Source organism: Streptomyces sp. NPDC045026 (genome assembly GCF_056432625.1).
This window is the reverse complement of record NZ_JBWKIS010000019.1, coordinates 1-24059: the sequence shown is the minus strand read 5'-3', so window position 1 is coordinate 24059 and position 24059 is coordinate 1. Positions and strand designations below refer to the sequence as shown.

Below are 24059 nucleotides of genomic sequence, written 5' to 3'. Positions count from 1 at the left end.
GTTCCCGGGCGATATGTGATCCAGTATGCGACCCCCGGGTCGGGCGGTGCTCAGGGGTGTGCCAGGCCACCGCCCTGCGACTCGCTACCCAACCGGGACGCCAGGTCGGACGCGAGCTCGGAGACACAGGTGCGCAGGTCCGCCTCGGCCGCGGCGATCGGGCTGTGCGGCACACCGGTGGGGTCGGCGCGGGGCCGGACGGGGGCGCACTGACAGGGCGGAGGCGCTTGCTCACCCTTGAGGGCCGGCGCCGCCCGGGGCCCGGCCCACCGTCGTGCCCGGCCGAGGACCCCCGCCGTGAACAGGGCGACGAATGCGCCGAGTTGACCCACCTTGAGGTGGATTTCCAGAGGCAGGGGTACGAGAGCCATGCCCTGGACCTACCCGACCACCCGCCACTCGCAACGTGCGGCTCAGTCCCCGTGGTCGTACACCGTCACCGCGATGCCGCGGGCCACGAGCCGCTCGGCTATCAGCGGTTCGACCCGCGACCACTTCCCGCCCGCCAGCCCGCACCCGATGCGCGGCATGTGGACCGAGGCGCCGAGCTCGGCGGCCTTGGCCGCGATGCCGGTGAGGCCGGCGTCGATCGCCTCGTAGCGGACGGGGACGCCCTTGCTGCCCGTTCTGGTGCCGCGCTGTCCGATCAGGTTCGCGATCCACAGATGGCGTTCGACCTGGACGTACTGGACGGCGCCGAGACCGAAGTCGTTCTTCGCGCGCTCTCGGTGCCAGCGACGGTACGCGGCCTCGGGCTCCGGCCAGCGTCGGGACAGGGCGAGGACGAAGCCCTTGCCCCAGCCGCCCATGTCGTTGCAGACATGCGTGACGACGCGCGTCCCCTTGCCCAACGGCACGGTGGCGTCACCCCGGACATACGTGATCTCCGACATGACGCCACCGTAGGTGCTGCCACTGACAGTGGGGGGCCGGCGTTATGCGCCGTCGGTCAGCTTGGTCAGTTCCTCGGTTTCCACGCGCGCGATGCGGCGGCGGGCGGCGAACCAGCCGGCGACGAGCAGCACCACGATGACCGGGATCAGCATCAAGGTCTTGCGGCCCGTGTCCGGGTCGTTCCACATGAGGCCGAGCACGAGCAGCAGGAAGACGATCGTGACGATCTCGGTGACCGGGGACCAGGGCAGGCGGAACGACGGCCGCTTGACCAGGCCCTGCTTGGCCCGCCGGACGAACGCCAGGTGGGCGACCATGATCATGATCCAGGTGCCGATGATGCCGATCGAGGAGACCTCGATGACGATCTCGAAGGCGTCGTGCGGCAGGAGGTAATTGAGGCCGACGCCCAGGACGCCGACACCGGCGGTGAGCAGGATGCCGCCGTACGGCACCTGGCTGCGGTTCATGCGGGCGGTGAACTTGGGCGCGGAGCCCGACATCGCCATGGAGCGCAGGATGCGGCCCGTGGAGTAGAGGCCCGAGTTGAGGCTGGACATGGCCGCGGTGAGCACGACCAGGTTCATGATGTCGCCGATGCCGCCGACTCCGAGCTTGCTGAACAGGGTGACGAACGGGCTCTCGTTCGACGAGTACACCGAGGACGGGAGCAGCAGCGCGAGCAGCAGCACCGAGCCGCAGTAGAAGAGGCCGACGCGCCACATGATCGAGTTCACCGCGCGCGGGACGACCTTCTGCGGGTCGGCGGTCTCGCCCGCCGCGACACCCACCAGCTCCAGGGCGGCGTACGCGAAGACGACACCCTGCATGACGAGGATGACCGACATCGTTCCGCTCGGCATGAATCCGCCGTGGTCCGTGATCATGCTCAGGCCCGGGGTCTGGCCGTCGATCGGGTGCTGGGTGGCGATCAGGAAGACGCCCACGAACAGGAAGGCGACGAGCGTGGCCACCTTGATGATCGCGAACCAGAACTCCATCTCGCCGAAGTACTTCACCGAGATCAGGTTCACGCCGAGCACGACCGCGAGGGCGATCAGGGCGAGCACCCACTGCGGAATCGTCGTGAAGGCGCTCCAGTACTGGGTGTACAGGGCGATCGCGGTGATATCCGCGATGCCCGTCATCGACCAGTTCAGGAAGTACATCCAGCCGGCGACGTAGGCGCCCTTCTCACCGAGGAACTCGCGCGCGTACGACACGAAGGAACCCGAGGACGGCCGGTACACGACCATCTCGCCGAGGGCGCGTACGACCAGGTACGCGAAGACTCCGCAGACGAGGTACGCGACGGCGAGCGCGGGGCCCGCCGAGTGGAGGCGGCCGCCCGCTCCGAGGAACAGTCCGGTACCGATCGCGCCACCGATCGCGATCATGTTGACGTGGCGGGCCTTGAGGTCCTTGCTGTAGCCGGCGTCACCCGCGTCGGCGGGCGCCTGCGACGCATCTGTGCGGGATGCGTCCAGAGCCGTGTTGGCGGCTTCCTTGCTCACGTGGGGGGATCCCTCTGTGATGCCCGGATCGCTCCGGGGTCCGGATGTGCTGCAGCCCGCGACATCCCTGACATGGCGCGGACCGACTGTGCACCTTCCCCCACGAAGCAGGGAGCACGCGGTGGCGGAGATCACATAGCGGGACTTCTCACATGATGATCAACCCCTGTACAGCGGGTTCGGCGAGGCGTATAAGCACTCGCTCACGCCCCAACCGCCCCTTCACGCCCGCCTTTTCCGCCGCACCGCGCTTTCACAACATTGGTGTGTCAGCAATACTGTTGAACCTGCCCGGTGCGGAACCGGAGCAGGGCGGACGCGGGACCCGAGAAGCGAGGCGCAGCATGACGACGGACACCGCGGAGCCGACGCTCACGGTCGACGAACTGGCCGCGCGCGCGGGCGTCACTGTCCGTACGATCCGCTTCTACAGCACGAAGGGCCTGCTACCGCCGCCGGTGATCGGGCCGCGCCGGGTCGGCCACTACGGCCGGGACCACCTCTCGCGGCTCGCGCTCATCGAGGAGCTCCAGCACCAGGGCATGACGCTCTCCGCGATCGAGCGGTATCTGGAGCAGCTGCCCGCGGACCTGAGCGCGCACGATCTGGCGATCCACCGCGCGCTGGTCGCGAGCTGGGCCCCGGACGCGGAGGAGGACGTCACACGGGCCGAGCTGGAGCGCCGGGCCGGGCGCGCCCTGTCCGGGGAGGATGTGGACCGGCTGGCCGCGATGGGGGTCGTCGCGTACCTGGAGGACAGCGACACCTTCCGCGTGGACCCCGGTCTGCTGCGGCTCGGGGTGGAGCTCCTCGGAGTGCCGATCGCGCACGAGACGATCCTGGCGGCGCGCACCGTCCTCATGGAGCACACACGGGACGCCGCCCAGGAGCTGACGCGACTGTTCCGCGACGAGGTGTGGGGGCCCTACCGGGAGCGGGAGTCGAACCCCGAGGACCCCGCGCACGTGGCGGCCATGAAGTCCCTGTCGGCCCATATGCAGCCGATGGTGGTGCAGGCGCTGGTCACGGCGTTCCAGCGGTCACTCAAGGAGCAGCTTCGCGAGGCGTTCCGCGCCGAGGGCTGACCCCCGGCGCGGAACCCCGTGCCCGTCAGGCGTCGGTGAAGGTCTCGCCCTTCTCGGCCTTCTCGACGAGCAGCGCGGTCGGCTCGAAGCGCTCGCCGTAGCGCTCGGCGAGCTCGCGCGCGCGGGCCACGAAGCCGGGCAGGCCGGCACCTGCCCCGGCGTAGCCGTCGTAGCCGTTGATGTACTGGAGCACGCCGCCGGTCCAGCCCGGGAAGCCGATGCCGAAGATGGAGCCGATGTTGGCGTCGGCGACCGAGGTCAGGACGCCCTCCTCCAGGAGGCGCACGGTGTCGAGCGCCTCGGAGAAGAGCATGCGCTCCTGCATGTCCTCGAACGGGATCTCGTATCCCGGCTTGGTGAAGTGCTCGCGCAGGCCCGGCCACAGACCGGCGCGCTTGCCGTCCACGTACTCGTAGAAGCCGGCGCCGCCGCTGCGTCCGGGACGGTCGAACTCCTCGACCATGCGGTCGATGACGACGTCCGACGGGTGGCCCGCCCAGGTGCCGCCCGCTTCCTCGACCGCCCGCTTGGTCTCGTTACGGATCTTGCGGGGCAGGGTCAGCGTCAGCTCGTCCATCAGGGACAGGACCTTGGCCGGGTAGCCGGCCTGGGCGGCGGCCTGCTCGACGGACGCGGGCTCGATGCCCTCGGCGACCATCGCGACGCCCTCGTTGATGAAGTGCCCGATGACACGCGAGGTGAAGAACCCGCGCGAGTCGTTCACGACGATCGGCGTCTTGCTGATCTGGCGGACCAGGTCGAAGGCGCGGGCGAGCGCCTCGTCACCGCTGCGCTCGCCCTTGATGATCTCGACGAGCGGCATCTTGTCGACGGGCGAGAAGAAGTGCAGCCCGATGAAGTCCTCGGGCCGCTCGACGCCCTCGGCGAGGAGGGTGATCGGCAGGGTCGAGGTGTTGGAGCACAGCAGCGCGTCGGGCTCGATGACGTGCTGGATCTCCTTGAACACCTTGTGCTTGAGCGCCGGGTCCTCGAAGACGGCCTCGATCACGGCGTCGCAGCCCGCGAGGTCCTGCGGGTCGGCGGTGGGCGTGATCCGGGCGAGGAGCGCGTCCGCCTTCTCCTGCGTGGTGCGGCCGCGGGAGACGGCCTTGGCGCAGAGCTTCTCGGAGTAGCCCTTGCCCAGTGCGGCGGCGTCGGCGGTCACGTCCTTGAGGACGACCTCGATGCCCGCGCGGGCACACGAGTAGGCGATGCCCGCGCCCATCATGCCGGCGCCGAGGACCGCGACCTTGCGGACGGTGCGCTTCTCGATGCCCTTGGGCCGGTTCGCGCCCGAGTTCACCGCCTGGAGGTCGAAGAAGAACGCCTGGATCATGTTCTTCGCGATCTGGCCGGTCACCAGCTCGGTGAAGTAGCGCGCCTCGATGATCAGCGCCGTCTCGAAGTCGACCTGGGAGCCCTCGACGGCCGCGGCGAGGATGTTGCGCGGGGCCGGGTAGGGGGCGCCGTTCGTCTGCTTCTTGAGGTTGGCCGGGAAGGCGGGCAGGTTCGCCGCGAACTTCGGGTTGGCCGGGGTGCCGCCCGGGATGCGGTAGCCGGGCTTGTCCCAGGGCTGCTGCGATTCGGGGTTGGCGTCGATGAAGGCGCGGGCCTGGGCGAGCATCTCCTCGGGCGTGGCCGCCACTTCGTGGACGAGGCCGTTCTCCAGGGCGCGCTTCGGGGTGTACTGGGTGCCCTGGAGGAGCACCTTCAACAGGGCGTCGGTGATGCCCATGAGGCGTACGGTGCGCGTGACGCCGCCGCCCGCGGGGAGCAGGCCCAGCGTGACCTCCGGGAGGCCGATCTTGGAGCCGGGCGCGTCGAGGGCGATGCGGTGGTGGGAGGCGAGCGCGATCTCGTAGCCACCGCCCAGGGCCGCGCCGTTGATCGCCGCGACGACGGGCTTGCCGAGCGTCTCGATGCGGCGCAGGGAGTTCTTGATGCCGGTGCCGGTCTCGAACGCCTGCTGGGCGTTGTCGGGGCCGACCTTCATCATGTCCTTCAGGTCACCGCCCGCGAAGAACGTCTTCTTCGCGGAGGTGTAGATGATGCCGCGGATCGAGTCCTTCTCGGCCTCGGCGCGGTCGGCGATCGCGGCGATGGAGTCCTTGAACGCCTGGTTCATCGTGTTCGCGGACTGGTTGGGGTCGTCGAGGACGAGGGTGACGATTCCGGTCTCGTCCTGTTCCCAGCGGATGGTGGTGCTCTCGGTCATTTCTGCTGCTCCGTAGATGCCAGTGCGGGAAAGGACGGGGGTCAGAGTCGCTCGACGATCGTGGCGATGCCCATGCCGCCGCCGACGCACAGCGTGGCGAGGCCGTAGCGCTTGTCCTGGCGCTCCAGTTCGTCGATGAGGGTGCCGAGGATCATCGCGCCGGTGGCGCCGAGCGGGTGGCCGAGCGCGATGGCGCCGCCGTTGACGTTGACCTTGTCGAGGGAGAGGCCCATGTCCTTGACGAAGCGCAGGACGACGGCGGCGAACGCCTCGTTGATCTCGACGAGGTCGATGTCGTCGATGGTCAGGCCCGCCTTGGCGAGAGCCTTGCGGGTCGCCGGCGCGGGTCCGGTGAGCATGATGGTGGGCTCGGAACCGGAGACGGCCGCGGAGACGATCCGCGCGCGCGGGGTCAGGCCGTGGCGCTCGCCGACCTCCTTGGTGCCGATGGCGACGAGGGACGCGCCGTCGACGATGCCGGAGGAGTTGCCCGCGTGGTGGACGTGGTCGATCTTCTCGACCCAGTGGTACTTCTGCAGCGCGACGGCGTCGAAGCCGCCGAGGTCGCCGATGTCCGCGAACGACGGCTTCAGCTTGGCGAGCGAGTCGGCGGTCGTGCCGGGGCGCAGGAACTCGTCGTGGTCGAGGACGGTCAGGCCGCTGCGGTCCGTGACGGGCACGACGGAGCGGGAGAAGCGGCCGTCCTTCACGGCGGCGGCCGCGCGCTCCTGCGAGAGGGCCGCGTACTCGTCGACGTCACGCCGCGAGAAGCCCTCGATGGTGGCGATCAGGTCCGCGCCGATGCCCTGCGGCACGAAGCCCGTCTCGTAGTTGGTCATCGGGTCGGCGAACCAGGCGCCGCCGTCCGAGGCCATCGGGACGCGCGACATCGACTCGACGCCACCCGCGAGGACGAGGTCCTCCCAGCCCGAACGGACCTTCATGGCCGCCAGGTTGACCGCTTCGAGGCCCGACGCACAGAAGCGGTTCTCCTGCACACCCGCCACCGTGTCCGGGAGCCCGGCCGCGATGGCCGCGATCCGCGCGATGTCGGAGCCCTGGTCGCCGACCGGGCCGACGACGCCGAGCACGATGTCGTCGATGGCGGCGGGGTCGAGGCCCGGGAAGCGCCGCTGGACCTCGTGGATCAGTCCGACGACGAGGTCGATCGGCTTGGTGCCGTGCAGGGCGCCGTTCGCCTTGCCGCGTCCGCGCGGGGTGCGGATCGCGTCGTATACGTACGCTTCGGTGCTCACTCGCTTGCCTTTCAATGAGGGTGGGCCGAGCAATGAGGGTGGGCCGGGCCGGTGGGCCGGTAGGTCCGTGGGGAGTCAGCCGAGCAGCGAGCGCCCGATGATCTCCTTCATGATCTCCGTCGTGCCGCCGTAGATCGTCTGGATGCGTCCGTCGGTGAAGGCCTTCGCGACGCGGTACTCCGTCATGTAGCCGTAGCCGCCGTGGAGTTGGAGGCAGCGGTCGGCCACGCGCTTCTGGAGCTCGGTGGCCCACCACTTGGCCATCGAGGCGTGCACCGCGTCGAGTTCGCCGTTCGAGTGGTCGACGATGCAGCGGTCCAGGAAGGTCCGGGTGACGGCGCACTCGGTGGCCATCTCGGCTATCTCGAACCGGATGTGCTGGAGCTTGGCGAGCGGTCGGCCGAAGGCCTCGCGCTCCTTGACGTAGGTCGTGGTGATCTCCAGGAGGTGCTCCGCGGCGGCGATCCCGGCGACGGCGATGCCCATGCGCTCCTGCGCGAGGTTCGTCATCAGGTGGACGAAGGCGCCGTTGAGCTCGCCGAGGAGATTCTCCTTCGGGACGCGGACGTCGTTGAAGAAGAGCTCGGCCGTGTCCTGGGACTTCTGGCCGATCTTGTCGAGGTTACGGCCGCGTTCGAAGCCGTCCGTGCCGCGCTCGACGACCAGGAGGGACAGGCCGTGGGCGCCGCCGTCGGGCGTCGTCTTCGCGACGACGATCACGAGGTCGGCGAGGATCCCGTTCGAGATGAACGTCTTGGAGCCGTTCAGCACCCAGTGGTCGCCACGGTCCTCGGCCGTGGTGCGGATGCCCTGGAGGTCGGATCCGGCGCCCGGCTCGGTCATCGCGATGGCGGTGATCAGGGAGCCGTCGCAGAAACCGGGCAGCCAGCGGCGCTTCTGCTCGTCCGTGGCGAGCGAGGTCAGATACGGCCCGATGATGTCGTTGTGGAGTCCGATCGCGAGACCGGCTGCTCCCGCGCGGGTGAACTCCTCGGCGATGACGGCGCTGTAGCGGAAGTCGGCGTTGCCGCCGCCCCCGAACTCCTCGGGCACGGCGAGCCCGAGGAGGCCCTGGCGTCCGGCCGCGAGCCAGGCCTCGCGCGAGACGATGCCGTCCTTCTCCCACTGCTCGTAGTGGGGGGTGACCTCCTTGGCGAGGAAGGTGCGGACGGTCTCGCGGAACGCGTCGTGCTCAGCGGTGAAGATCTGCCGTTCCATTGCCATCGTGGTGCCCTCCCTACAGCCAGCTCTTGACGGTCTCGACCAGCCGGGCGGGCTCGGGGCCGACCGGGATGACGTTCAGCATGGTGACGCCCGCGGCGCGGAAGGCCTCGACACGCTCGCGCACGTAGCTCTCGGGCCCGCACAGGCTCATGAGCTCGCAGAACTCGTCCGGGACGGCGGCCTCGGCCTCCTTCTTCTTCCCCGAGAGGTAGAGCTCCTGGATGAGCTTGGCCTCCTTCTCGTAGCCGTAGGCCACGGCGAGGTCGTTGTAGAAGTTCTTGCCGACCGCTCCCATGCCGCCCACGTAGAGGGCGATGTTGGGGCGGGCGAGGTCGCGGGCGGCTGCCGCGTCCTCACCGATGGCGAGCAGGCCGCCGGCGACGATCTGGAGCGGTCCGAGCTCGGGGGCGCGCTTCGCGGCGCCCTCGGCGAGCGGGGTGCCCCAGACCTGCTGGGCCTTCTCCGGGATGAAGAGGGTGGGCAGCCAGCCGTCGGCGATCTCGGCGGTCATCCGCACGTTCGCCGGGCCCAACGAGGCGACGTACAGCGGGACTTCGGGGCGTACGGGCTTGGCGAGGATCTTCAGGGGCTTGCCGAGCCTGCCGCCCTTCTCCGCGGGCAGGGGCATGTCCGTGATGCCGTGGTGGTCGATGACCTCGCGGCGCAGGATGCGGCGGGTCAGCTCGATGGTCTCGCGGGTGCGGCCGAGCGGCTTGTCGTACGCCTTTCCGTGCCAGCCCTCGACGACCTGCGGGCCCGACGCGCCCAGGCCGATGATGGCGCGGCCGCCGGAGACCGCGTCGAGTCCGGCGGCGGTCTGGGCGATGAGGGCGGGCGTGCGCGAATAGACGTTGAGGATCGCGGCGCCGATCTTCATGCGCTCGGTGCGGGCAGCGAGATAGCCCATGATCGTGGGCGAGTCGAAGCCGTAGGCCTCCGCGACCCAGACGGCGTCGAGTCCCGCCGACTCGAGCGCGGCGGCGTCGTCGGCCGCCTGCCGGGGGTCGGCTGCGTAGGCGAGGGGTGCGGACAGCTCCATCAGTTCTCTTCCTTCGTCAGACTCGGTACGTCCCAGTCGCGGGCCACTGCGGCGGTGTCGGCGCCCGGCTGCGCGGGGCCGCTGCGGACGGCGGTGGGAGTCGCGGAGAAGCGGGGTGCGGGGGCGGGCTGAGTGATGCCGCCGTGGTCGGTGAAGGTGCCGCGCGCGGCCAGGTGGGGGTGGCCGGGCGCCTCGCGCAGGGAGAGGACCGGCGCCACGCACGCGTCGGACCCCTCGAAGACGGCGGTCCACTCCTCGCGGGTACGGGTCTTGAAGCGGGCGGCGACTGCGTCGCGCAGCTCGCCCCAGCGGGCGAGGTCCTTGCGGGCGGGGGCCGTGTCCCCGATGCCGAGGAGCGCGCTGAACTCGTCGTAGAACTGCTGCTCAAGGGCGCCGACCGCCATGTACTGGCCGTCGGAGGTCTCGTACGTCCCGTAGAACGGGCAGCCGCCGTCGAGGAGGTTGCTGCCGCGCCGGTCCTGCCAGCCGCCGGCCGCGAGCATGCCGTGGATCATCGCGGCGAGGTGCGAGGCGCCGTCGACGATCGCGGCGTCCACGACCTGGCCCGTGCCGGTGTCGCGCGCGTGGTGGAGGGCGGCGAGGATGCCGACGACGAGGTAGAGCGAGCCGCCTGCGTAGTCCCCGACGAGGTTCGCGGGGACGGTCGGCGGCTCGTCGGGCTTGCCGATCATGCCGAGGGTGCCGGTGAGGGCGATGTACGCGATGTCGTGCCCGGCGCGCTGCGCGAGGGGGCCTTCCTGGCCCCAACCGGTCATGCGTCCGTAGATGAGGCGGGGGTTGCGGGCGTGGCAGGCGTCGGGGCCGACGCCTAGGCGCTCGGCGACCCCGGGCCGGTAGCCCTCGATGAGGACGTCCGCCTTGTCGACGAGGTCGAGGACGCGCGCGGGGCCGTCCTGCGCCTTGAGGTCGATGATCACGGAGCGTTTGTTTCGGTTCGTGATGTCGTACTCGGGGTTGATCGCGAGCCCGGCGCCGCCGGGGCGGTCCACGCGCACGACATCGGCGCCCAGGTCGGCGAGGAGCATCGCGGCGAACGGGCCCGGGCCGATGCCCGCCAGTTCGACCACGCGCACCCCGGCGAGCGGGCCGCTGTCCGTCATCCCTGCCACTGCCATCGAGCCCCCAGCACTGTGACACAACTGATGTAACACCAGCGATGCTAAGAACGTGTTCCACTCAGCACAACCCCTGGCGAGCAAGCGCTTAGTAATTTACGACGCGGTGCTCCGGTGTTGCCAGGAGGCGCGTATGGATTCGGGGTAACTCGCCTGAGACGGCATGCCGTCCCGTCCGGCCGGGGCGGCGCTCATCGCGCGTCCAGCTCGGCGACGAGTTTCTTCGTGGCCACCGTCCGGAAGCTCTCCTCCACCCAGTCACAGAGCAGCTCCGCGCTCGGGGCTCCCTTCACATCCAGCGGGATCCGCACCCAGCCCGCCTGGCCGAGGCCGTATCCGGCGGGCTCGGCTCCAGGAGTCGTCAGGGCGTGCGCGTGGGCCTCCTCGTCCCTGAGCTTGACCGTGAGCCCCATCGGACAGCTGCCGTCGTCGACGCCGAGGAACACGAACACCTTCTTGTTCACCTTCGCGACCGTCTCGCCCCACGGGAAGTCCTCCGTGGCCCCCGGCATTCCGAGGGCGAACTCCCGTACGCGCGCCCAGGTCTTGAGCGCCCGCTGCGACGGCTTCTTGGGCTCGGCTACGACGACCTCCCGCTCCAGGCGGGGCCCCTGAACCTCCGCTCACCCCTCACGCTAGCCTCGGCCACCGACAACGGCACGGGGCACAGGGCTGAGAGGTGTCATGACCAGGCAGGACAGCGGGCGCGGCAAGGATCGAGACATACGGGACAGGCCCGGCGGAGCCGACAGGGCGGGCCGCGAGTACGACATCGTGCTCTTCGGTGCGACCGGGTTCGCCGGCGCGCTCACCGCCGAGTATCTGGCGGCACACGCGCCCGAGGGACTGCGGTGGGCCGTCGCGGGGCGCGACATGGGGAAGCTGGAGCGGCTGCGCGAGCGCCTCACCACGATCGATCCCGCGTGCGCCGTGCTGCCGCTGGTCCGCGCCGACGTCGCCGACCCGGCATCCCTGCGCGCTCTCGCGGCACGCACGCGCGTGGTGGCCACGACCGTCGGCCCGTACGTGACCTACGGCCAGGATCTGGTGGCCGCGTGCGCCGAGGAGGGCACCGACTACACGGACCTGTGCGGCGAGCCGGAGTTCGTCGACGTCACGTACGTGCGGCACGACGCCCGCGCGCGGGAGACCGGGGCGCGCCTCGTCCACGCGTGCGGCTTCGACTCGATCCCGCACGACCTGGGCGTGCACTTCACGGTGGGGCAGCTCCCCGAGGACGTGCCGCTGCGCATCGACGGGTTCGTACGGTCGAACGCGACGTTCTCGGGCGGCACGTTCGCGTCCGCGCTGACCCAGTTCTCGCGGGGCCGGCAGATGCTGGCCGCGCAGCAGGACCGGCGGCGGCACCAGCCACGCCTGGTCGGCCGCAGGGCGTACGCGCCGACGGGCGCGCCCCGCTACGCCAAGGAGGTCGACGCGTGGGCGCTGCCGCTCCCGACGATCGACCCACAGGTCGTGCAGCGGTCCGCGCGGGCGCTGGAGCGCTACGGCCCCGACTTCCGCTACCGGCACTACGCCGCCGTGCGGCACCTGCCCGTCGCGTTCGGCGGGGTCGCGGCGACGGGCGCGCTGTTCGCCGCCGCCCAACTGCCGCCCGCGCGCCGGTGGTTGTCCGGACGCCTCAAGCCGGGTGACGGGCCGGACGAGGCGCGGCGCGCGGCGAGCTGGTTCTCGGTGCGCTTCGTCGGCGAGGGCGGCGGCCGCCGGGTGTTCACGGAGGTCTCGGGCGGGGACCCCGGCTACGACGAGACGGCGAAGATGCTCGGCGAGTCCGCGATGTGCCTGGCACTCGACGACCTGCCCGAGACCTCGGGCCAGGTCACGACGGCCGTCGCGATGGGTGATGCCCTGACGACGCGCCTGCGGGAAGCGGGGATCACGTTCCGGGTGGCCGCGACGCGATAACGGGGGACTACGCGCGCGGGGACACGCCTTGGGCAACGCGGGAAGTGGCTACGCGCGCGGGATCACGGCAGGTGACCGCTCGCGGAGTCACGCCTTGGCTCCGCCGAGGGCGCGGCAGGTGGCTACGCGCGCGGGATCACGGCAGGTGACTACGCGCGCGGGGACACGCCTTGGGCTCCGCCGAGGGCGCGGGAAGTGGCCTACGCGCGCGCGGCGTCGTCCTGGGCCTCCGCGAGGGCCCGCCTGCACAGCGCGTCGGCTCTGCGGGTCGTCTCGGGCTGGCGGTACTTCGGCGTGAGGTGCAAGGTGTGGGCGCACGCGGTGTCGAGGCTCGTGCGGTGGCCGACGGAGACGTAGACGGGTTTGACGCCGTCCCGGGTGCGCAGTGCCCGGCCGACCTCCTCGTCGCCGTCCAGCAGGGACGCCGTGCTGCCGCGCGGCGCGTCCGGTTCCTCGTGCGTGAAGGTGAACGGGTTCTTCGCGACACCGATCGTGGGCAGCCCCGTCAGGACCCCGAGGTGGCTGGCGAGGCCGAAGCGGCGCGGGTGCGCCAGGCCGTACCCGTCGCAGACGACAAGCCCGGGGCGGGAGTTGAGGGCCTCCAGCGCGGCGACGACGGTCGGGATCTCACGGAAGGCCAGCAGGCCCGGCACGTACGGGAAAGAGATCCGCCCGACGGCGGTGGACTCCTCGACAACTTCGAGGGTCGCCGCGTCGAGCACTACGGCCGCCGCCGCGACGAGGTCACGCTCGTCGTCGTAGGCCACGTCGACACCGGTGACGAGTCCGGTCCCGGGCGGGGGCCCCGGCTCGTCGAGGACAACGCGGGCGCGCAGAGCGTCCTGGACCGCGCGGGCGGAGCGCTCGTCGGCGGGCCAGTCGGCGAGGATCTGTTGGTGACTCATGATGGCGCCCACCATAGAGCGGGGCCGGCGGGCCACGGGTAGCCTGGCGATCATGTTTGTACTTGAGCTGACCTACACGGCCCCGGTCGAGCGCGTCGACGCGCTGCACGCAGCGCACATCGCCTGGCTCGACGAGCAGTACGAAGCCGGTGTCTTCATCGCTTCCGGCCGCAAGAACCCGCGCGACGGCGGGATCATCCTCGCCGTCGGGGACGACCGCGCGCAGATCGAGAAGATCACGGCGGCCGACCCCTTCGTCACCGGCGACGTGTGCGAGTACCGCGTCACGGAGTTCATCGCGAGGAAGACGGCACCCGAACTGGAGCGCTTCCGCCAGCAGTTGGACGGCTAGCCGGCTCCGGCCCGGGTCACCGTTCGAGCCGGGCGATGCGCCCCTTCTCGCCCGAGGCCCAGCAGGCGCCGTCGTGGGTGCAGTCCGCCGTGTCGTACGAGCCCGTGTCGACGGTGCGCCAGGTGCGGCCCGCGTCGAGGGTGAGGTCGGTCCCCGTCGGGCCGACCGCGAGGGCGCTCGTGCGGCTGTGCGGGAGCCAGGTGACGCCCGAGCGGTAGGCGGGGACGGGCGTGGCCGACGTCGTCCAGGTGCGGCCGCCGTCGCGCGTCGTGGCCGAGGCCCTCGGGGACGCCTGGTCCGCGCGGTAGTCGCCGCCGACCGCGATGCCGTGCGTACGGTCGCGGAACGCGAGGCCGAAGACGCCGCGCGCCGGGTCGCCCGCCGGGATCGGGGCGTCGGTCGCCCGCCAGGTCAGACCACGATCCGACGAGTGCAGCACGCGTGCGCGTGCGGCCCCGCCCGTGGCCAGCCACACGTCCCGCGGACCGGAGCTGACCAGGCACTGCCCGCTCGCCGCGAAACCGGCCTCGCCCTCCTGCGCCGCGGGCATGCCGGCGCTGGGCAGGACGTCCCAGGAGCGTCCTCCGTCGCGCGTGGACAGGATGCGGTACTTGCCGTCCACGGGGTCACTCATCGCGAGTCCGTGGCGCGCGTCGAAGAACGTCAGGCAGTCGTAGAACGCCTTCGGATCCGGGTTGCGGAACGACTCGGTCCAGGTGGCCCCGCCGTCGTCCGTGCGGAAGACCCGCGAGGCGTCGCCCTCGCCGATCGCGAGGACGACCGCGCGCCGGCTGTCGAAGGCCTCGATGTCGCGGAACTCCAGCTCGCCCGCGCCCGGCGGCGACACGTTCCGCCAGTGGGCGCCGCCGTCCGAGGTGCGAAGGACCGTGCCCTTGCTCCCGGCCACCCAGGCGGCGTCGCGGCTCACCGCGGCGAGTCCCCGGAACCGCGCGTCGGTGCCGCTGTCCTTCAGGTCCCAATGCGGCGCCGTGTGCGTCCCCTGCGGCCTCGCCTGTGTGTGCCCGCCGGCGGCCTGCGCCGGACCCGCCGGAGTGAACGCGAGGGCGAGTGCCGCCCCGGCCAGCCCCATGGACACCATGCGTCTCGACTTCCCCATGCCCCTCATGGCGGGCGAAGCTAGCCCACTCCCACGGCCCCGTCCAGATGGCCCGCTCACCGGGGCGCCGGAGACCGGTGACACAGGTCACTCGCCTTTCCCCGGCCGTTCGGTGCACGGATTCCCTCGTTCCGCCGTCTCTTCAAGTGACGGGGAGTGCTACCCGGCGCCCCACCCGTCGTCCGACTCGCCGTCCGAGCTGTTGCCCGAACCGCCGTCCGTTCAGCCGTCACAAGGGAGCAGGCGTTGTCCACCGTCATCGAGCAAGCCGTAGAGGCCCGTCTCGTCGCCGCCGCGCCGCGGATGTCGACCATTCCCGCGGCGTTGCGCTACGACATGCGGGACCCCTTCGCCGTGCGCATGTCGTTCCCCGCACCGGCCACGCTCGAGGGCGTCGACGTGAGCTGGACGTTCGCCCGCGAGCTCCTCTCCGCCGGGGTGCGGGAGCCGGCCGGTGCGGGCGACGTCCGGGTGCGGCCGTACGGCTTCGACCGCACGGTCCTGGAGTTCCACGCCCACGAAGGCACCGCGATCGTGCACGTCCGGACGGGCGAGCTGCGCCGCTTCCTCAGCAGCACGGCGGCGCTGGTGCCGGTGGGCGACGAGCATCTGCACGTGGACCTGGACAGCGATCTGGCGGAGCTGATGCGGGACGCGTACTGACCAACCCCGCCTACGGGCTCAACTCCCGTTGCCGAGGAGGGTGTTGAGCTCCCCGTAGTCGAGCCCGCCGGCCAGGCTCCCGTACGTTCCCTCGGTGAGCAGTTCCCGGGCCGCCCTGCGGACGAGGGCGTGCGCGGCCTGCGCGATGCCCGCGCCGACGCTGATGCGGGCGACCCCGAGCGCGGCGAACTCGGCCACGGACGGCGCCCCGGGCCACGCCATCATGTTGAGCGGCCCCTCGACGCCGGCGACGAGCGCCTTCACTGTCACCGGGTCGACGGCCCCGGGCACGAAGATCCCGTCCGCTCCCGCCGCGAGGTAGGCAGCGGCCCGCTCCAGCGTCGCCGCGAGCCGCTCCTGCGGCTCTCCCACGCCCATCAGATACGTGTCGACGCGGGCGTTCACGAACAGGGCCACGCCCTCCGCGTCCGCCGCGGCGCGGGCCACCGCGATCCGCTCCCCCTGCGCCCCTGCGGGCCGCAGGGGGGCGCTCCCGCCGTGCCAGGCGTCCTCGATGTTGACTCCCACCGCTCCGGCGTCGAGGACGGCGCGCACGGTGACGGCGACGTCCTGGGTCGCGTCGGCGTAGCCGCTCTCGATGTCAGCGGTCACCGGCACCTCCACGGCGGCGGCGATCCGCGCGACGGCGTCGAACGCCTCGTCCCTGCCGAGCCGGTCCCCGTCGGCCACGCCCAGGTCCCAGGACAACCCGGCGCTGGTGGTGGCGACGGCTGCGGCTCCGGCGTCCGCGACGATGCGGGCACTCGCGACGTCCCAGGCGTTGGGCAGGACGAGCGGGCGGCCGGCGACGTGCAGCGAGCGGAAGGCCAGCGCCTGGTCATTCAGGTGCGTACGGTTCGTCATGCCGCACAGCCAACCATCCGGGGCCCGCACGCGGCCGGCGAGAATCCGACACGTACGTGTGACACCGGCCGGGCCCTTTTCAGCCCCCGCCGCCCCCGGCCGCCGAGGCCCGCGACGCCTCCGCCGCCTTGACGGCCGCGGCGAGCGCGGCACGGATGTCGCCCAGGCTCTGCCGCAGTTCGGGGGACATGCCGCCGGCGCGCTCGGTGAGGTGGTCGAGGCGGTCCTGGTGCGTGCGCCGGGTCCTGCCGGGGATCAGCCGGCGCAGCTTGCCCGTGGCGGCGAGTACCGCGAGGACCGCGTCGTCCTCGTCCACCCGGCCGGCCGGCTCGGCCCCCTCCAGCGCGCCGAGCACCTCGGCCCGCAGCACCTCGACGTATCCGGCGCGCTCCAGGCCGTACCGGGTCACCGGGAAGAGTCCGAGGACGCGCTTGCGCTCGGCCGACAGATAGCCCTCGGAGGCGAGTTGGCGGCGCACGGTGTCGAGGGTGGCGCGGGAGCGGTAGCCGATCCAGGTGCGCCAGGTGCGCGGCCTCGACTCCTCGGCGAGCTCCATGAGTTCGTCGAGGACGGGGTCGCCGGTGCGCGCGTCGAAGACCGGGGTGACGACCCCGTCCACGTCGCTGATGATGCGGCGCCGGGCCAGTTCGACGAGCGCCGCGGCGCGGACGGCGAGCGCGAGGTCGGGGGCGCCGGAGACCCTGCCCTTCTCCGTGTCGAAGCCCAGCAGAAAGAGCCGGGCGGGCAGCGAGAGCGAGCCGTGGGGCACGGAGGTCTCCTCCTGCGGGGTAGGCGTGAGGGCGTGAGGGCCCACGATAATTCGTTGACGGCCCACAGCCACGTTCGTACGGTGGACAGCGTTCCCGTTGATCCTGTTGTCGTCGATCGGAGTAGGACGTTGCTCTTCTGAGGTTCTGAGACACCGCGTCACGCGGCCGCACCCCAGCGGTGCGCCCTGTGTCCTGCGTGTGCGACCTCGGATGATCGAGCCGTCCTCCTGCCGGAATCCGGTGCGGGACCTCCCTTCGCGCCCCGTGCGCTCTCGTTCCTTCCGGCTGTGGTCGCCCGCGGTGTCCCCATGCGCTGCCCACCGTTCCCACCGAGCGACCGCGAGGCCGTATGTCTACCTCCCCCACTTCCATCACCTGCACCTCCCTCACCTACGCCTGGCCCGACGGCACACGGGTGTTCGACGACCTTCAGGCCGCGTTCGGCCCCGGCAGGACCGGGCTCATCGGCCTCAACGGCGCGGGTAAGTCAACGCTGTTGAAGCTCATCGCCGGAGAACTCACCCCGGCCGACGGCGCCGTGAAGGTGCAGGGCGAGATCGGCTACCTGCCGCAGAGCGTCACCCTCGACACCTCCCTCCGCGTCGACGAGGCCCTCGGCATCGCCCGTGCGCGGTCCGCGCTGCACGCCATCGAGGCGGGCGACGTGCGCGATGAGCACTTCGCCGCGGTCGGCGACGACTGGGACGTCGAGGAGCGCGCCGTCGCGACCCTCGACGGGCTCGGCCTCGGCCGCATCGGCCTCGACCGCACCGTCGGCGAGCTCTCGGGAGGCGAGTCGGTCCTGATCCGCCTCGCCGCGCTGCTCCTGCGCCGCCCCGACGTCCTGCTGCTCGACGAGCCGACGAACAACCTCGACCTGCCCGCCCGCAGGCGCCTGTATGCGGCCGTGGAGGCGTGGCCGGGCGTCATGGTCGTGGTCAGCCACGACCGTGAACTCCTGGAACGCGTCGACCAGATCGCCGATCTGCGTCCGGGTGGTCTCGTCCGGTACGGCGGGAACCTCTCCGCGTACGAGGAGGCGCTCGCGACCGAGCAGGAGGCGGCGGAGCGCATGGTGCGGGTCGCCGATGCCGACCTGAAGAAGCAGAAGCGCGAACTGGCGGACGCCCAGGTCAAGTTGGCCCGGCGCAAGCGCTACGGACAGAAGATGTGGGACACCAAGCGCGAACCGAAGGCGATCATGGCGCAGCGCAAGCGGCAGGCCCAGGTCTCCGCGGGCAAGCACCGCCAACTGCACGAGGGCCGTCTCGCCGAGGCCAAGGAGCGCCTCGACGAGGCGGTGGAGGCCGTGCGCGACGACGACGAGATCCGCGTCGATCTGCCGCACACGGCGGTGCCGCCGGGGCGCTCGGTTCTCACGTTGCGTCAGCTTCGCATGGCCTACGGGGCTTGCGTCGAGGGCGAGTTCGAGCTGCGCGGTCCGGAGCGGATCGCTCTCGTGGGGCGGAACGGTTCGGGCAAGACGACGCTCCTGCGCACGATCGCGGGGGGCCTCGAGCCCCTCGCGGGTGAGGCGGTGGCGCATGTTCCGCTGCGCTTCCTGCCGCAGCGGCTCGACGTGCTCGACGAGGGTCTGACCGTCGCCGAGAACGTGGCTCGGTTCGCTCCCGGGGCGACGAACAACCGCGTCAGGGCGCGGCTCGCCCACTTCCTGTTCAAGGGGGCACGGGCCGATCAGGCGGCGGCGACCCTCTCGGGCGGCGAGCGGTTCAGGGCGACCCTCGCGGCGCTGATGCTCGCCGAGCCGGCCCCCCAGCTGCTGATGCTCGACGAGCCGACGAACAACCTCGACCTGGCGAGCGTCCGGCAGCTGACCTCGGCCCTGGAGTCCTACGAGGGCGCGCTGCTCGTGGCGAGCCACGACCTGCCGTTCCTGGAGTCCATCGGGGTCACGCGCACGCTGCTCATGGAAGGGGGCCGGCTCCGGGACATCACTAAGGAGGGGGGCGGGTACGGCGGGTAGCTCGCGCTTCGGGCGGGCGACGGGCGGGCGACGCGCGGAATCGGGCCACAAGCAGGGGATTCCGTCACCGGCGCCGAGCTGTGCATGATGTCCGCGCCGGGTTGCGCATGATGTCTGCGCCGTGCTGTGCATCATGTCCGCATCGCACTGTGCATGATGTCCGGGCCGGACCATCCATGAGCCCGCCCGAGCTCACCACGAGCCCGTCCACGAGCCGTCCCGCCCCGAGGAGCCGCACGTGCCCAGCCAGAAGGCCTTGATCCGCCGCCCCGGACCCCGCCTCGTGGACGGGCTCGTCACGCATGTCGAGCGCACACCCGTCGACCCGGATCTGGCGCTCACGCAGTGGGAGGCCTATGTCGCGGTGCTTGTGGAGCACGGCTGGGAGACGGTGGAGGTCGAGGCCGCCGACGAGTGCCCCGACGCGGTCTTCGTCGAGGACGCGGTGGTCATGTACCGCAACGTCGCGCTGATCACCCGGCCCGGCGCCGCATCCCGGCGCAGGGAGACCGCGGGCGTCGAGGAGGCCGTGGCCCGGCTCGGCTGCTCCGTGAACCGGGTGCGGGAGCCGGGCACACTCGACGGCGGCGACGTCCTCAAGGTCGGCGACACGATCTACGTGGGCCGGGGCGGGCGCACGAACGCGGACGGCGTGCGACAGCTGCGGGCCGCGTTCGAGCCGCTCGGGGCGAAGGTCGTCGCCGTACCGGTCAGCAAGGTGCTGCACCTGAAGTCGGCGGTGACGGCCCTGCCCGACGGCACGGTCGTCGGACACGAGCCGATGGTGGACGTGCCGTCGCTCTTCCCGCGCTTCCTGCCCGTCCCGGAGGAGGCCGGAGCGCATGTGGTGCTCCTCGGTGGCGGGAAGCTCCTGATGGCGGCGAGCGCGCCGAGGACGGCGGAGCTGTACGCGGAACTCGGCCTGGAGCCGGTTCTCGTGGACATCAGCGAGTTCGAGAAACTCGAAGGCTGTGTGACGTGCCTCTCAGTCCGGCTCCGCGAGCTGCACTTCTGAGGCGCAATGAAGCCATAGAGGTCACTGAGACCGGAGGGGCCGGTTCCGGGGGGCCCTTTACAGAGGGTTTAACCTACGGCAACGTAACCTACGACACCGTAGGTACAACCGCTCGTGCCTGCGAGCTCGTCCCCTCGCATTACTCCCGTCCCCCTGGAGCCCTCGTGACCATCACCTCTCCCCACCTCGGCAGCTCGTCCTCCACCTGGACCGACGCCCAGCTGCTGTACGCGCTGGAGGAAGTGGTCGAGAAGGAACTGAACCGGCACCTCAAGGTGGCCAAGGACTGGATGCCGCACGAGTACGTGCCGTGGGCCGACGCCCGTAACTTCCCCGGCTTCTTCGAGGACGGCGAGGCCTGGGCGAAGGACCAGTCCAAGGTCACCGAGATCGGCCGCATCGCGCTCGTCGTCAACCTGCTGACCGAGGACAACCTCCCCAGCTATCACCACGAGATCGCCTCCCTCTTCGGCCGCGACGGCGCCTGGGGCACCTGGGTGCACCGCTGGACCGCCGAGGAGGGCCGCCACGGCATCGTGATGCGTGACTACCTGCTGGCGTCGCGCGCCGTCGACCCGGACCAGCTCGAGCAGTTCCGCATGGCTCACATGGCCGAGGGCTTCGAGTCCGACAACCGGCACTCGATGCTGCACTCGGTCGCGTACGTCGCCTTCCAGGAACTCGCGACCCGCGTCTCGCACCGCAACACCGGCCACCAGTCGGGCGACCCGGTCTGCGACCGCATGCTGGCGCGCATCGCCACCGACGAGAACCTGCACATGGTCTTCTACCGGAACCTGCTCGGCGCGGCCTTCGAGCTCGCCCCCGACCTCACGATGCAGGCCGTGCGCGACGTCGTCGTCAACTTCCGGATGCCCGGACACGGCATGCCCGGCTTCGAGCGCGCCGCCGCCCAGATGGCCATCGGCGAGATCTACAACATGCGCATCCACCACGACGACGTGATCCAGCCCGTGCTGCGCTTCCTGAAGGTCCTGGACATCGACGGGCTCGGCCCGGAGGGTCTCAAGGCGCAGGAGGAGCTCGGTCTGTACATGGGCGGCCTGGACAGCGAGGCCGCCAAGTTCGACGAGAAGCTGGCGGCCCGCAAGGCCCGCATGGTGGCCCGCGCCGCCGGCTGACCCACCTCCGTCACGCAAGCACGCCCCGGGCCACGCGCCCGGGGCGTGCCGCGTCATGGGCACGTGCCCCGCTCAGCCGCGGCGCAGCTGGTAACGCTCCTTCTCGGAGAGGCCGCCCCAGACGCCGAAGCGTTCGTCGTTGGCGAGCGCGTACTCCAGGCAGGCGGATCGCATCTCGCACCGACCGCAGATGCTCTTCGCCTCGCGCACGGAGCTGCCGGGCTCGGGAAAGAAGAAGTCGGCGCCCGTCTGGGCGCACAGCGCCTCGTCCTGCCATGAGGGGACGGGGGCCACGGGGACGCTCGCCACGGGGCGCAGCGTGTGGTTCGAGTACATGCCGAAGATCGTGCCGCGTGGCGAAAAACAGACGATCAACGACTGATCAACGCGGCGCGCCGGGCGGATCGCAACCTGCGCCCGTCCTGCCCGGCCCGACCCGGCTCAGGTCTGGTCCGGGTCTCCCTTGATCACCGCGAAGCGGGCGCCCTGCGGGTCGGTCAGCTTGGCGATGCGGCCGACGCCGGGCAGGTTCGTGGGCGCGAAGCGCACCTTACCGCGGAGCTCCTGGGTCCGGGCGGCGATCGCGTCGACGTCCGGCACATGGAAGTACGGCGACCAGTGGGCCCCGATGTCGGACTCCGCCGGGTCGTCGCCCAGCGTGACCATGCCGCCGAACATGTCGTCCTCGCTCGTGCCCGCCGGGTTCACCGTCACATACGTGCCGCCGGGGAACGAGACGTCGAACGTGCCCCAGCCGAGCACCGAGCCGTAGAAGTCCTTCGCCGCGGCGACGTCCGGGGTGTACAGCTCGATCCAGTTGAGCGAACCGTCGTCCGTGGCGAGATCCAGGCCCTTGTTCCGCCCTGGCTGCCAGAGGCCGAACGTCGCCCCCGCGGGGTCGGCGACGACGGCCATGCGGCCCAGGTCCAGCACGTCCATGGTCTGGAACGGCGCGGATCCGCCGGCCTGCTCCGCGGCCTTCACGGTCGCGTCCGCGTCCTGCGTCTGGAAGTAGACGGTCCAGGACGGCGGGGCCTGGTCGGGCGTGACCTTCACACCGCCGGCGACGCTCCTGCCGTCCAGCTGGAACTGGCCGTAGCCGCCGACTTCGGGGCCGCCCGACTGGAACTGCCAGCCGAAGAGTCCGCTGTAGAAGGAAACGGCGGCGTCGAGATCCGGGGTTCCGAGATCCAGCCAGTTGGGCGAGCCGTCGACGAAACGGGTGGTGAGCATGGTGCCCTCCTCGTTGAGGGTGCCCCCCTTGCAGGGGTCCCGTTGTCTGCCTGACCGAGTCTGGCACCGCCCACTGACAACGGCCCTTCCACACGCCGCCACCACCCCGGGCGGCCACCGAGCCATCGCCTGACCGCCTCCCGACCATCTCCCGGCCATCGCTCGACCATTGCCTGGCTCTCGCCTGACCATCGCCAAGAGTTGAACGGTCCGAAGAAATGGGAGCGCTCCCCGTCACAAGTCTTGACCCGTCGCGCGCCACTCGAAACAGTAGGGCTCCCCCACATCTCAGGAGTCCTCCGTGATATCGCGCAGACTGTTCCTGACCGGCGCCGCCACGGCCGCCACCGCACTCACCTACCCGGCCTGGGGCAGCGCCCTCAGCCCGGACGCCAAGGCGGCCCCCGCCACCTGCGAACTCGCCCTGCAGAACAAGTCGTTGCCCGGCACCGTGCGCGCCTACGTCACGGGCCACGAGCAGGGCACCGACCGCTGGGTACTGCTCAAGCCCGACGGCGGGGTCTACCACCCCGACTCGCCGTCCGCCCCGCAGACCCCGCTGCCCGTCGACTGCGCCATCCCGCTGGGCGCGGCGGGCTCGGCACCGAAAGTCCTGACGCTGCCTCAGATGTACGGCGCCCGCGTCTACTTCGTCCGCGACAACACGCTCGAATTCTTCCTCAACCCGGGCCCAGCGCTCGTCGAGCCGGCCTTCGCGACCTCCACCGACGCGAACTACGGCAAGACCTGGTCGTTCTGCGAATTCACCTTCAACTCCGACCAGTTGTACGCGAACATCAGCTACGTCGACCTGGTGACGGCCCTGCCCATCGGCCTGACCCTGGAGGGCGACGCCACGCACACCGTCGCACCGCTCCCGGACGGCGCCGTGGACAGGATCGCCGCGGATCTCACGGCCCAGACCGCCAAGGACGGGCAGCCCTGGGACAAGCTCGTCATCCGCGGTGGCGACGGCAAGGTCCTGCGCGTCATCTCGCCGCAGAACCTGATGGCCCCGTACTTCGACCGCCCCGACGAGATGCCGTTCCGGGACGTCTGGGACAGCTATGTCAACCAGGTCTGGGAGAAGTACCGCACGACGGACCTGAAGATCGATCTCCAGGGCGGCCGGGGCGTGTTCACGGGACGCGTCAGCGGCGACACCCTCACCTTCGACGGCGGGCACACCTTCCCCAAGCCCGCGTCGAAGGACATCTTCACCTGTAACCACGGCCCGTTCACCAACAACCCCGGCGACCCCGACGACAAGAAGGGCCTCCTCGCCCGTCTCGCCGCCGGGTTCAACCGCAGCATCATGCTGACCCACCCCGAGCAGCCGAACGGCACCACGACGGCCGACTACTACCAGGGTGACGTCACCAACCACTGGTCGCGGGTCGTGCACGCCAACTCGCCCATCGGGTACGCCTTCCCGTACGACGACGTGCGCCCCGACGGGCAGCCGGACGTGTCCGGCGCGGCGCACGACGGGAACCCCCGGCGCTTCACCGTCAGCGTCGGATCGTAGGTCCCGGACGGTTCATGCCCCGGCGCCCCCGCGGACGAGTTCAGCGGCTCTCTCCGCGAGGGCGCCGGTCGGGGCACGGTGCGGCCGGTGCGCAGACAGGCCCTAGCTGTATTGAGCATGAGCGTTGTTGACACGCGCGGGCCTTGAAGAGGGCGAAGGCCTCCGTGTGTGGTGGAGGTGTCGAATCTTCACCGCAC

23 protein-coding genes are annotated in these 24059 nt (G+C 71.0%); 8 read left to right on the top strand and 15 right to left on the bottom strand.

All coding sequences use genetic code 11. The annotated features are described in order from the left end of the window. Positions 1–50 precede the first annotated feature (50 nt). From AC07EJ_RS31230 to AC07EJ_RS31220, 3 genes are read right to left on the bottom strand one after another with little or no spacing between them, the layout of a single operon-like run. Positions 51–371, bottom strand: coding sequence for a hypothetical protein (locus AC07EJ_RS31230; protein WP_478885525.1), 321 nt, complete (start codon positions 369–371; stop codon positions 51–53). A 42-nt stretch (positions 372–413) separates the two neighbouring features. Then, entirely contained in the window at positions 414–893 is a 480-nt protein-coding gene (locus AC07EJ_RS31225) for a macro domain-containing protein (protein ID WP_389481470.1), read from the bottom strand. Between the two features lie 42 nt (positions 894–935). Next, the gene (locus AC07EJ_RS31220; protein WP_389481472.1) at positions 936–2408 is read right to left on the bottom strand and encodes an amino acid permease; all 1473 of its coding nucleotides are present in this window, start codon (positions 2406–2408) and stop codon (positions 936–938) included. A gap of 344 nt (positions 2409–2752) precedes the next feature. Between AC07EJ_RS31220 and AC07EJ_RS31215 the strand changes: the two genes are divergently transcribed. Next, entirely contained in the window at positions 2753–3493 is a 741-nt protein-coding gene (locus tag AC07EJ_RS31215) for a MerR family transcriptional regulator (RefSeq protein ID WP_478885524.1), read from the top strand. A 25-nt stretch (positions 3494–3518) separates the two neighbouring features. Here the strand turns inward: AC07EJ_RS31215 and AC07EJ_RS31210 are convergent, their stop codons facing one another. From AC07EJ_RS31210 to AC07EJ_RS31185, 6 genes are all read right to left on the bottom strand, one after another. Then, entirely contained in the window at positions 3519–5708 is a 2190-nt protein-coding gene (locus tag AC07EJ_RS31210; protein WP_478885523.1) for a 3-hydroxyacyl-CoA dehydrogenase NAD-binding domain-containing protein, read from the bottom strand. Positions 5709–5749: 41 nt separating this feature from the next. Continuing rightward, positions 5750–6964 (bottom strand): acetyl-CoA C-acetyltransferase, encoded by a 1215-nt coding sequence (locus tag AC07EJ_RS31205; protein ID WP_389481478.1) that lies wholly within the window; start codon positions 6962–6964, stop codon positions 5750–5752. A 75-nt stretch (positions 6965–7039) separates the two neighbouring features. Next, the gene (locus AC07EJ_RS31200; RefSeq protein WP_389481542.1) at positions 7040–8182 is read right to left on the bottom strand and encodes an acyl-CoA dehydrogenase family protein; all 1143 of its coding nucleotides are present in this window, start codon (positions 8180–8182) and stop codon (positions 7040–7042) included. A gap of 19 nt (positions 8183–8201) precedes the next feature. Then, a complete protein-coding gene (locus AC07EJ_RS31195) occupies positions 8202–9227 on the bottom strand; it encodes an LLM class F420-dependent oxidoreductase (protein ID WP_389481481.1) in 1026 nt (341 codons plus the stop codon). Then, on the bottom strand, positions 9227–10363 hold the full coding sequence (locus tag AC07EJ_RS31190; RefSeq protein WP_478885522.1) for a CaiB/BaiF CoA transferase family protein: 1137 nt from the start codon (positions 10361–10363) through the stop codon (positions 9227–9229). Before AC07EJ_RS31190 ends, AC07EJ_RS31195 begins: the two co-directional genes overlap by 1 nt. Positions 10364–10554: 191 nt before the next feature. Beyond that, the gene (locus AC07EJ_RS31185) at positions 10555–10875 is read right to left on the bottom strand and encodes an MmcQ/YjbR family DNA-binding protein (RefSeq protein WP_478885521.1); all 321 of its coding nucleotides are present in this window, start codon (positions 10873–10875) and stop codon (positions 10555–10557) included. 172 nt (positions 10876–11047) lie between these two features. On the opposite strand from AC07EJ_RS31185, the gene AC07EJ_RS31180 reads away from it, so the two are divergent. Next, positions 11048–12289 carry a saccharopine dehydrogenase family protein gene (locus AC07EJ_RS31180; RefSeq protein ID WP_389481485.1) on the top strand — a complete coding sequence of 414 codons (1242 nt, stop codon included), beginning with the start codon at positions 11048–11050 and terminating at the stop codon, positions 12287–12289. Positions 12290–12489: 200 nt separating this feature from the next. Here AC07EJ_RS31180 and AC07EJ_RS31175 read toward each other — a convergent pair whose 3' ends face one another. Beyond that, entirely contained in the window at positions 12490–13194 is a 705-nt protein-coding gene (locus AC07EJ_RS31175) for an endonuclease V (protein WP_389481487.1), read from the bottom strand. Between the two features lie 52 nt (positions 13195–13246). Here AC07EJ_RS31175 and AC07EJ_RS31170 point away from each other — a divergent pair, with 52 nt between their 5' ends. Continuing rightward, positions 13247–13546 carry a YciI family protein gene (locus AC07EJ_RS31170; protein ID WP_393583282.1) on the top strand — a complete coding sequence of 100 codons (300 nt, stop codon included), beginning with the start codon at positions 13247–13249 and terminating at the stop codon, positions 13544–13546. A gap of 16 nt (positions 13547–13562) precedes the next feature. On the opposite strand, the gene AC07EJ_RS31165 is transcribed toward AC07EJ_RS31170, so the two are convergent. Then, positions 13563–14672, bottom strand: a complete 1110-nt coding sequence (locus AC07EJ_RS31165; RefSeq protein WP_478885520.1) for a WD40/YVTN/BNR-like repeat-containing protein — start codon at positions 14670–14672, stop codon at positions 13563–13565. Between the two features lie 237 nt (positions 14673–14909). Here AC07EJ_RS31165 and ssgD point away from each other — a divergent pair, with 237 nt between their 5' ends. Further along, positions 14910–15326: a spore wall synthesis regulator SsgD gene (ssgD, locus tag AC07EJ_RS31160; protein ID WP_389481493.1), complete on the top strand. Its 417-nt coding sequence runs from the start codon at positions 14910–14912 to the stop codon at positions 15324–15326. Positions 15327–15344: 18 nt separating this feature from the next. Here ssgD and AC07EJ_RS31155 read toward each other — a convergent pair whose 3' ends face one another. Both AC07EJ_RS31155 and AC07EJ_RS31150 read right to left on the bottom strand, forming a co-directional pair. After that, complete coding sequence (locus AC07EJ_RS31155) at positions 15345–16190, bottom strand: isocitrate lyase/PEP mutase family protein (RefSeq protein WP_478885519.1); 846 nt, start codon at positions 16188–16190, stop codon at positions 15345–15347. A 79-nt stretch (positions 16191–16269) separates the two neighbouring features. Continuing rightward, complete coding sequence (locus AC07EJ_RS31150; RefSeq protein ID WP_478885518.1) at positions 16270–16959, bottom strand: GOLPH3/VPS74 family protein; 690 nt, start codon at positions 16957–16959, stop codon at positions 16270–16272. Between the two features lie 350 nt (positions 16960–17309). Here AC07EJ_RS31150 and AC07EJ_RS31145 point away from each other — a divergent pair, with 350 nt between their 5' ends. From AC07EJ_RS31145 to AC07EJ_RS31135, 3 genes are all read left to right on the top strand, one after another. Continuing rightward, positions 17310–18944, top strand: a complete 1635-nt coding sequence (locus AC07EJ_RS31145; protein ID WP_478885517.1) for an ABC-F family ATP-binding cassette domain-containing protein — start codon at positions 17310–17312, stop codon at positions 18942–18944. Between the two features lie 238 nt (positions 18945–19182). Continuing rightward, positions 19183–19959: a dimethylargininase gene (gene ddaH, locus AC07EJ_RS31140; protein WP_478885516.1), complete on the top strand. Its 777-nt coding sequence runs from the start codon at positions 19183–19185 to the stop codon at positions 19957–19959. Positions 19960–20123: 164 nt separating this feature from the next. Beyond that, the gene (locus AC07EJ_RS31135) at positions 20124–21101 is read left to right on the top strand and encodes an acyl-ACP desaturase (RefSeq protein ID WP_266557742.1); all 978 of its coding nucleotides are present in this window, start codon (positions 20124–20126) and stop codon (positions 21099–21101) included. A gap of 72 nt (positions 21102–21173) precedes the next feature. Here the strand turns inward: AC07EJ_RS31135 and AC07EJ_RS31130 are convergent, their stop codons facing one another. Both AC07EJ_RS31130 and AC07EJ_RS31125 read right to left on the bottom strand, forming a co-directional pair. Further along, the gene (locus tag AC07EJ_RS31130; protein ID WP_389481503.1) at positions 21174–21437 is read right to left on the bottom strand and encodes a WhiB family transcriptional regulator; all 264 of its coding nucleotides are present in this window, start codon (positions 21435–21437) and stop codon (positions 21174–21176) included. A gap of 105 nt (positions 21438–21542) precedes the next feature. Further along, positions 21543–22334 (bottom strand): VOC family protein, encoded by a 792-nt coding sequence (locus tag AC07EJ_RS31125; RefSeq protein WP_478885515.1) that lies wholly within the window; start codon positions 22332–22334, stop codon positions 21543–21545. A 301-nt stretch (positions 22335–22635) separates the two neighbouring features. On the opposite strand from AC07EJ_RS31125, the gene AC07EJ_RS31120 reads away from it, so the two are divergent. After that, positions 22636–23862 (top strand): glycoside hydrolase family 64 protein, encoded by a 1227-nt coding sequence (locus AC07EJ_RS31120; protein WP_478885514.1) that lies wholly within the window; start codon positions 22636–22638, stop codon positions 23860–23862. The last annotated feature ends 197 nt before the right edge of the window (positions 23863–24059 follow it).

Coding starts and splice junctions, on each gene's coding strand:
- AC07EJ_RS31230 (WP_478885525.1), bottom strand. CDS start 371: ATGGCTCTCGTACCCCTGCCTCTGGAAATCCACCTCAAGGTGGGTCAA.
- AC07EJ_RS31225 (WP_389481470.1), bottom strand. CDS start 893: ATGTCGGAGATCACGTATGTCCGGGGTGACGCCACCGTGCCGTTGGGC.
- AC07EJ_RS31215 (WP_478885524.1), top strand. CDS start 2,753: ATGACGACGGACACCGCGGAGCCGACGCTCACGGTCGACGAACTGGCC.
- AC07EJ_RS31210 (WP_478885523.1), bottom strand. CDS start 5,708: ATGACCGAGAGCACCACCATCCGCTGGGAACAGGACGAGACCGGAATC.
- AC07EJ_RS31200 (WP_389481542.1), bottom strand. CDS start 8,182: ATGGAACGGCAGATCTTCACCGCTGAGCACGACGCGTTCCGCGAGACC.
- AC07EJ_RS31195 (WP_389481481.1), bottom strand. CDS start 9,227: ATGGAGCTGTCCGCACCCCTCGCCTACGCAGCCGACCCCCGGCAGGCG.
- AC07EJ_RS31190 (WP_478885522.1), bottom strand. CDS start 10,363: ATGGCAGTGGCAGGGATGACGGACAGCGGCCCGCTCGCCGGGGTGCGC.
- AC07EJ_RS31185 (WP_478885521.1), bottom strand. CDS start 10,875: ATGCCGGGGGCCACGGAGGACTTCCCGTGGGGCGAGACGGTCGCGAAG.
- AC07EJ_RS31180 (WP_389481485.1), top strand. CDS start 11,048: ATGACCAGGCAGGACAGCGGGCGCGGCAAGGATCGAGACATACGGGAC.
- AC07EJ_RS31175 (WP_389481487.1), bottom strand. CDS start 13,194: ATGAGTCACCAACAGATCCTCGCCGACTGGCCCGCCGACGAGCGCTCC.
- AC07EJ_RS31170 (WP_393583282.1), top strand. CDS start 13,247: ATGTTTGTACTTGAGCTGACCTACACGGCCCCGGTCGAGCGCGTCGAC.
- AC07EJ_RS31165 (WP_478885520.1), bottom strand. CDS start 14,672: ATGAGGGGCATGGGGAAGTCGAGACGCATGGTGTCCATGGGGCTGGCC.
- AC07EJ_RS31155 (WP_478885519.1), bottom strand. CDS start 16,190: ATGACGAACCGTACGCACCTGAATGACCAGGCGCTGGCCTTCCGCTCG.
- AC07EJ_RS31145 (WP_478885517.1), top strand. CDS start 17,310: ATGTCTACCTCCCCCACTTCCATCACCTGCACCTCCCTCACCTACGCC.
- AC07EJ_RS31130 (WP_389481503.1), bottom strand. CDS start 21,437: ATGTACTCGAACCACACGCTGCGCCCCGTGGCGAGCGTCCCCGTGGCC.
- AC07EJ_RS31125 (WP_478885515.1), bottom strand. CDS start 22,334: ATGCTCACCACCCGTTTCGTCGACGGCTCGCCCAACTGGCTGGATCTC.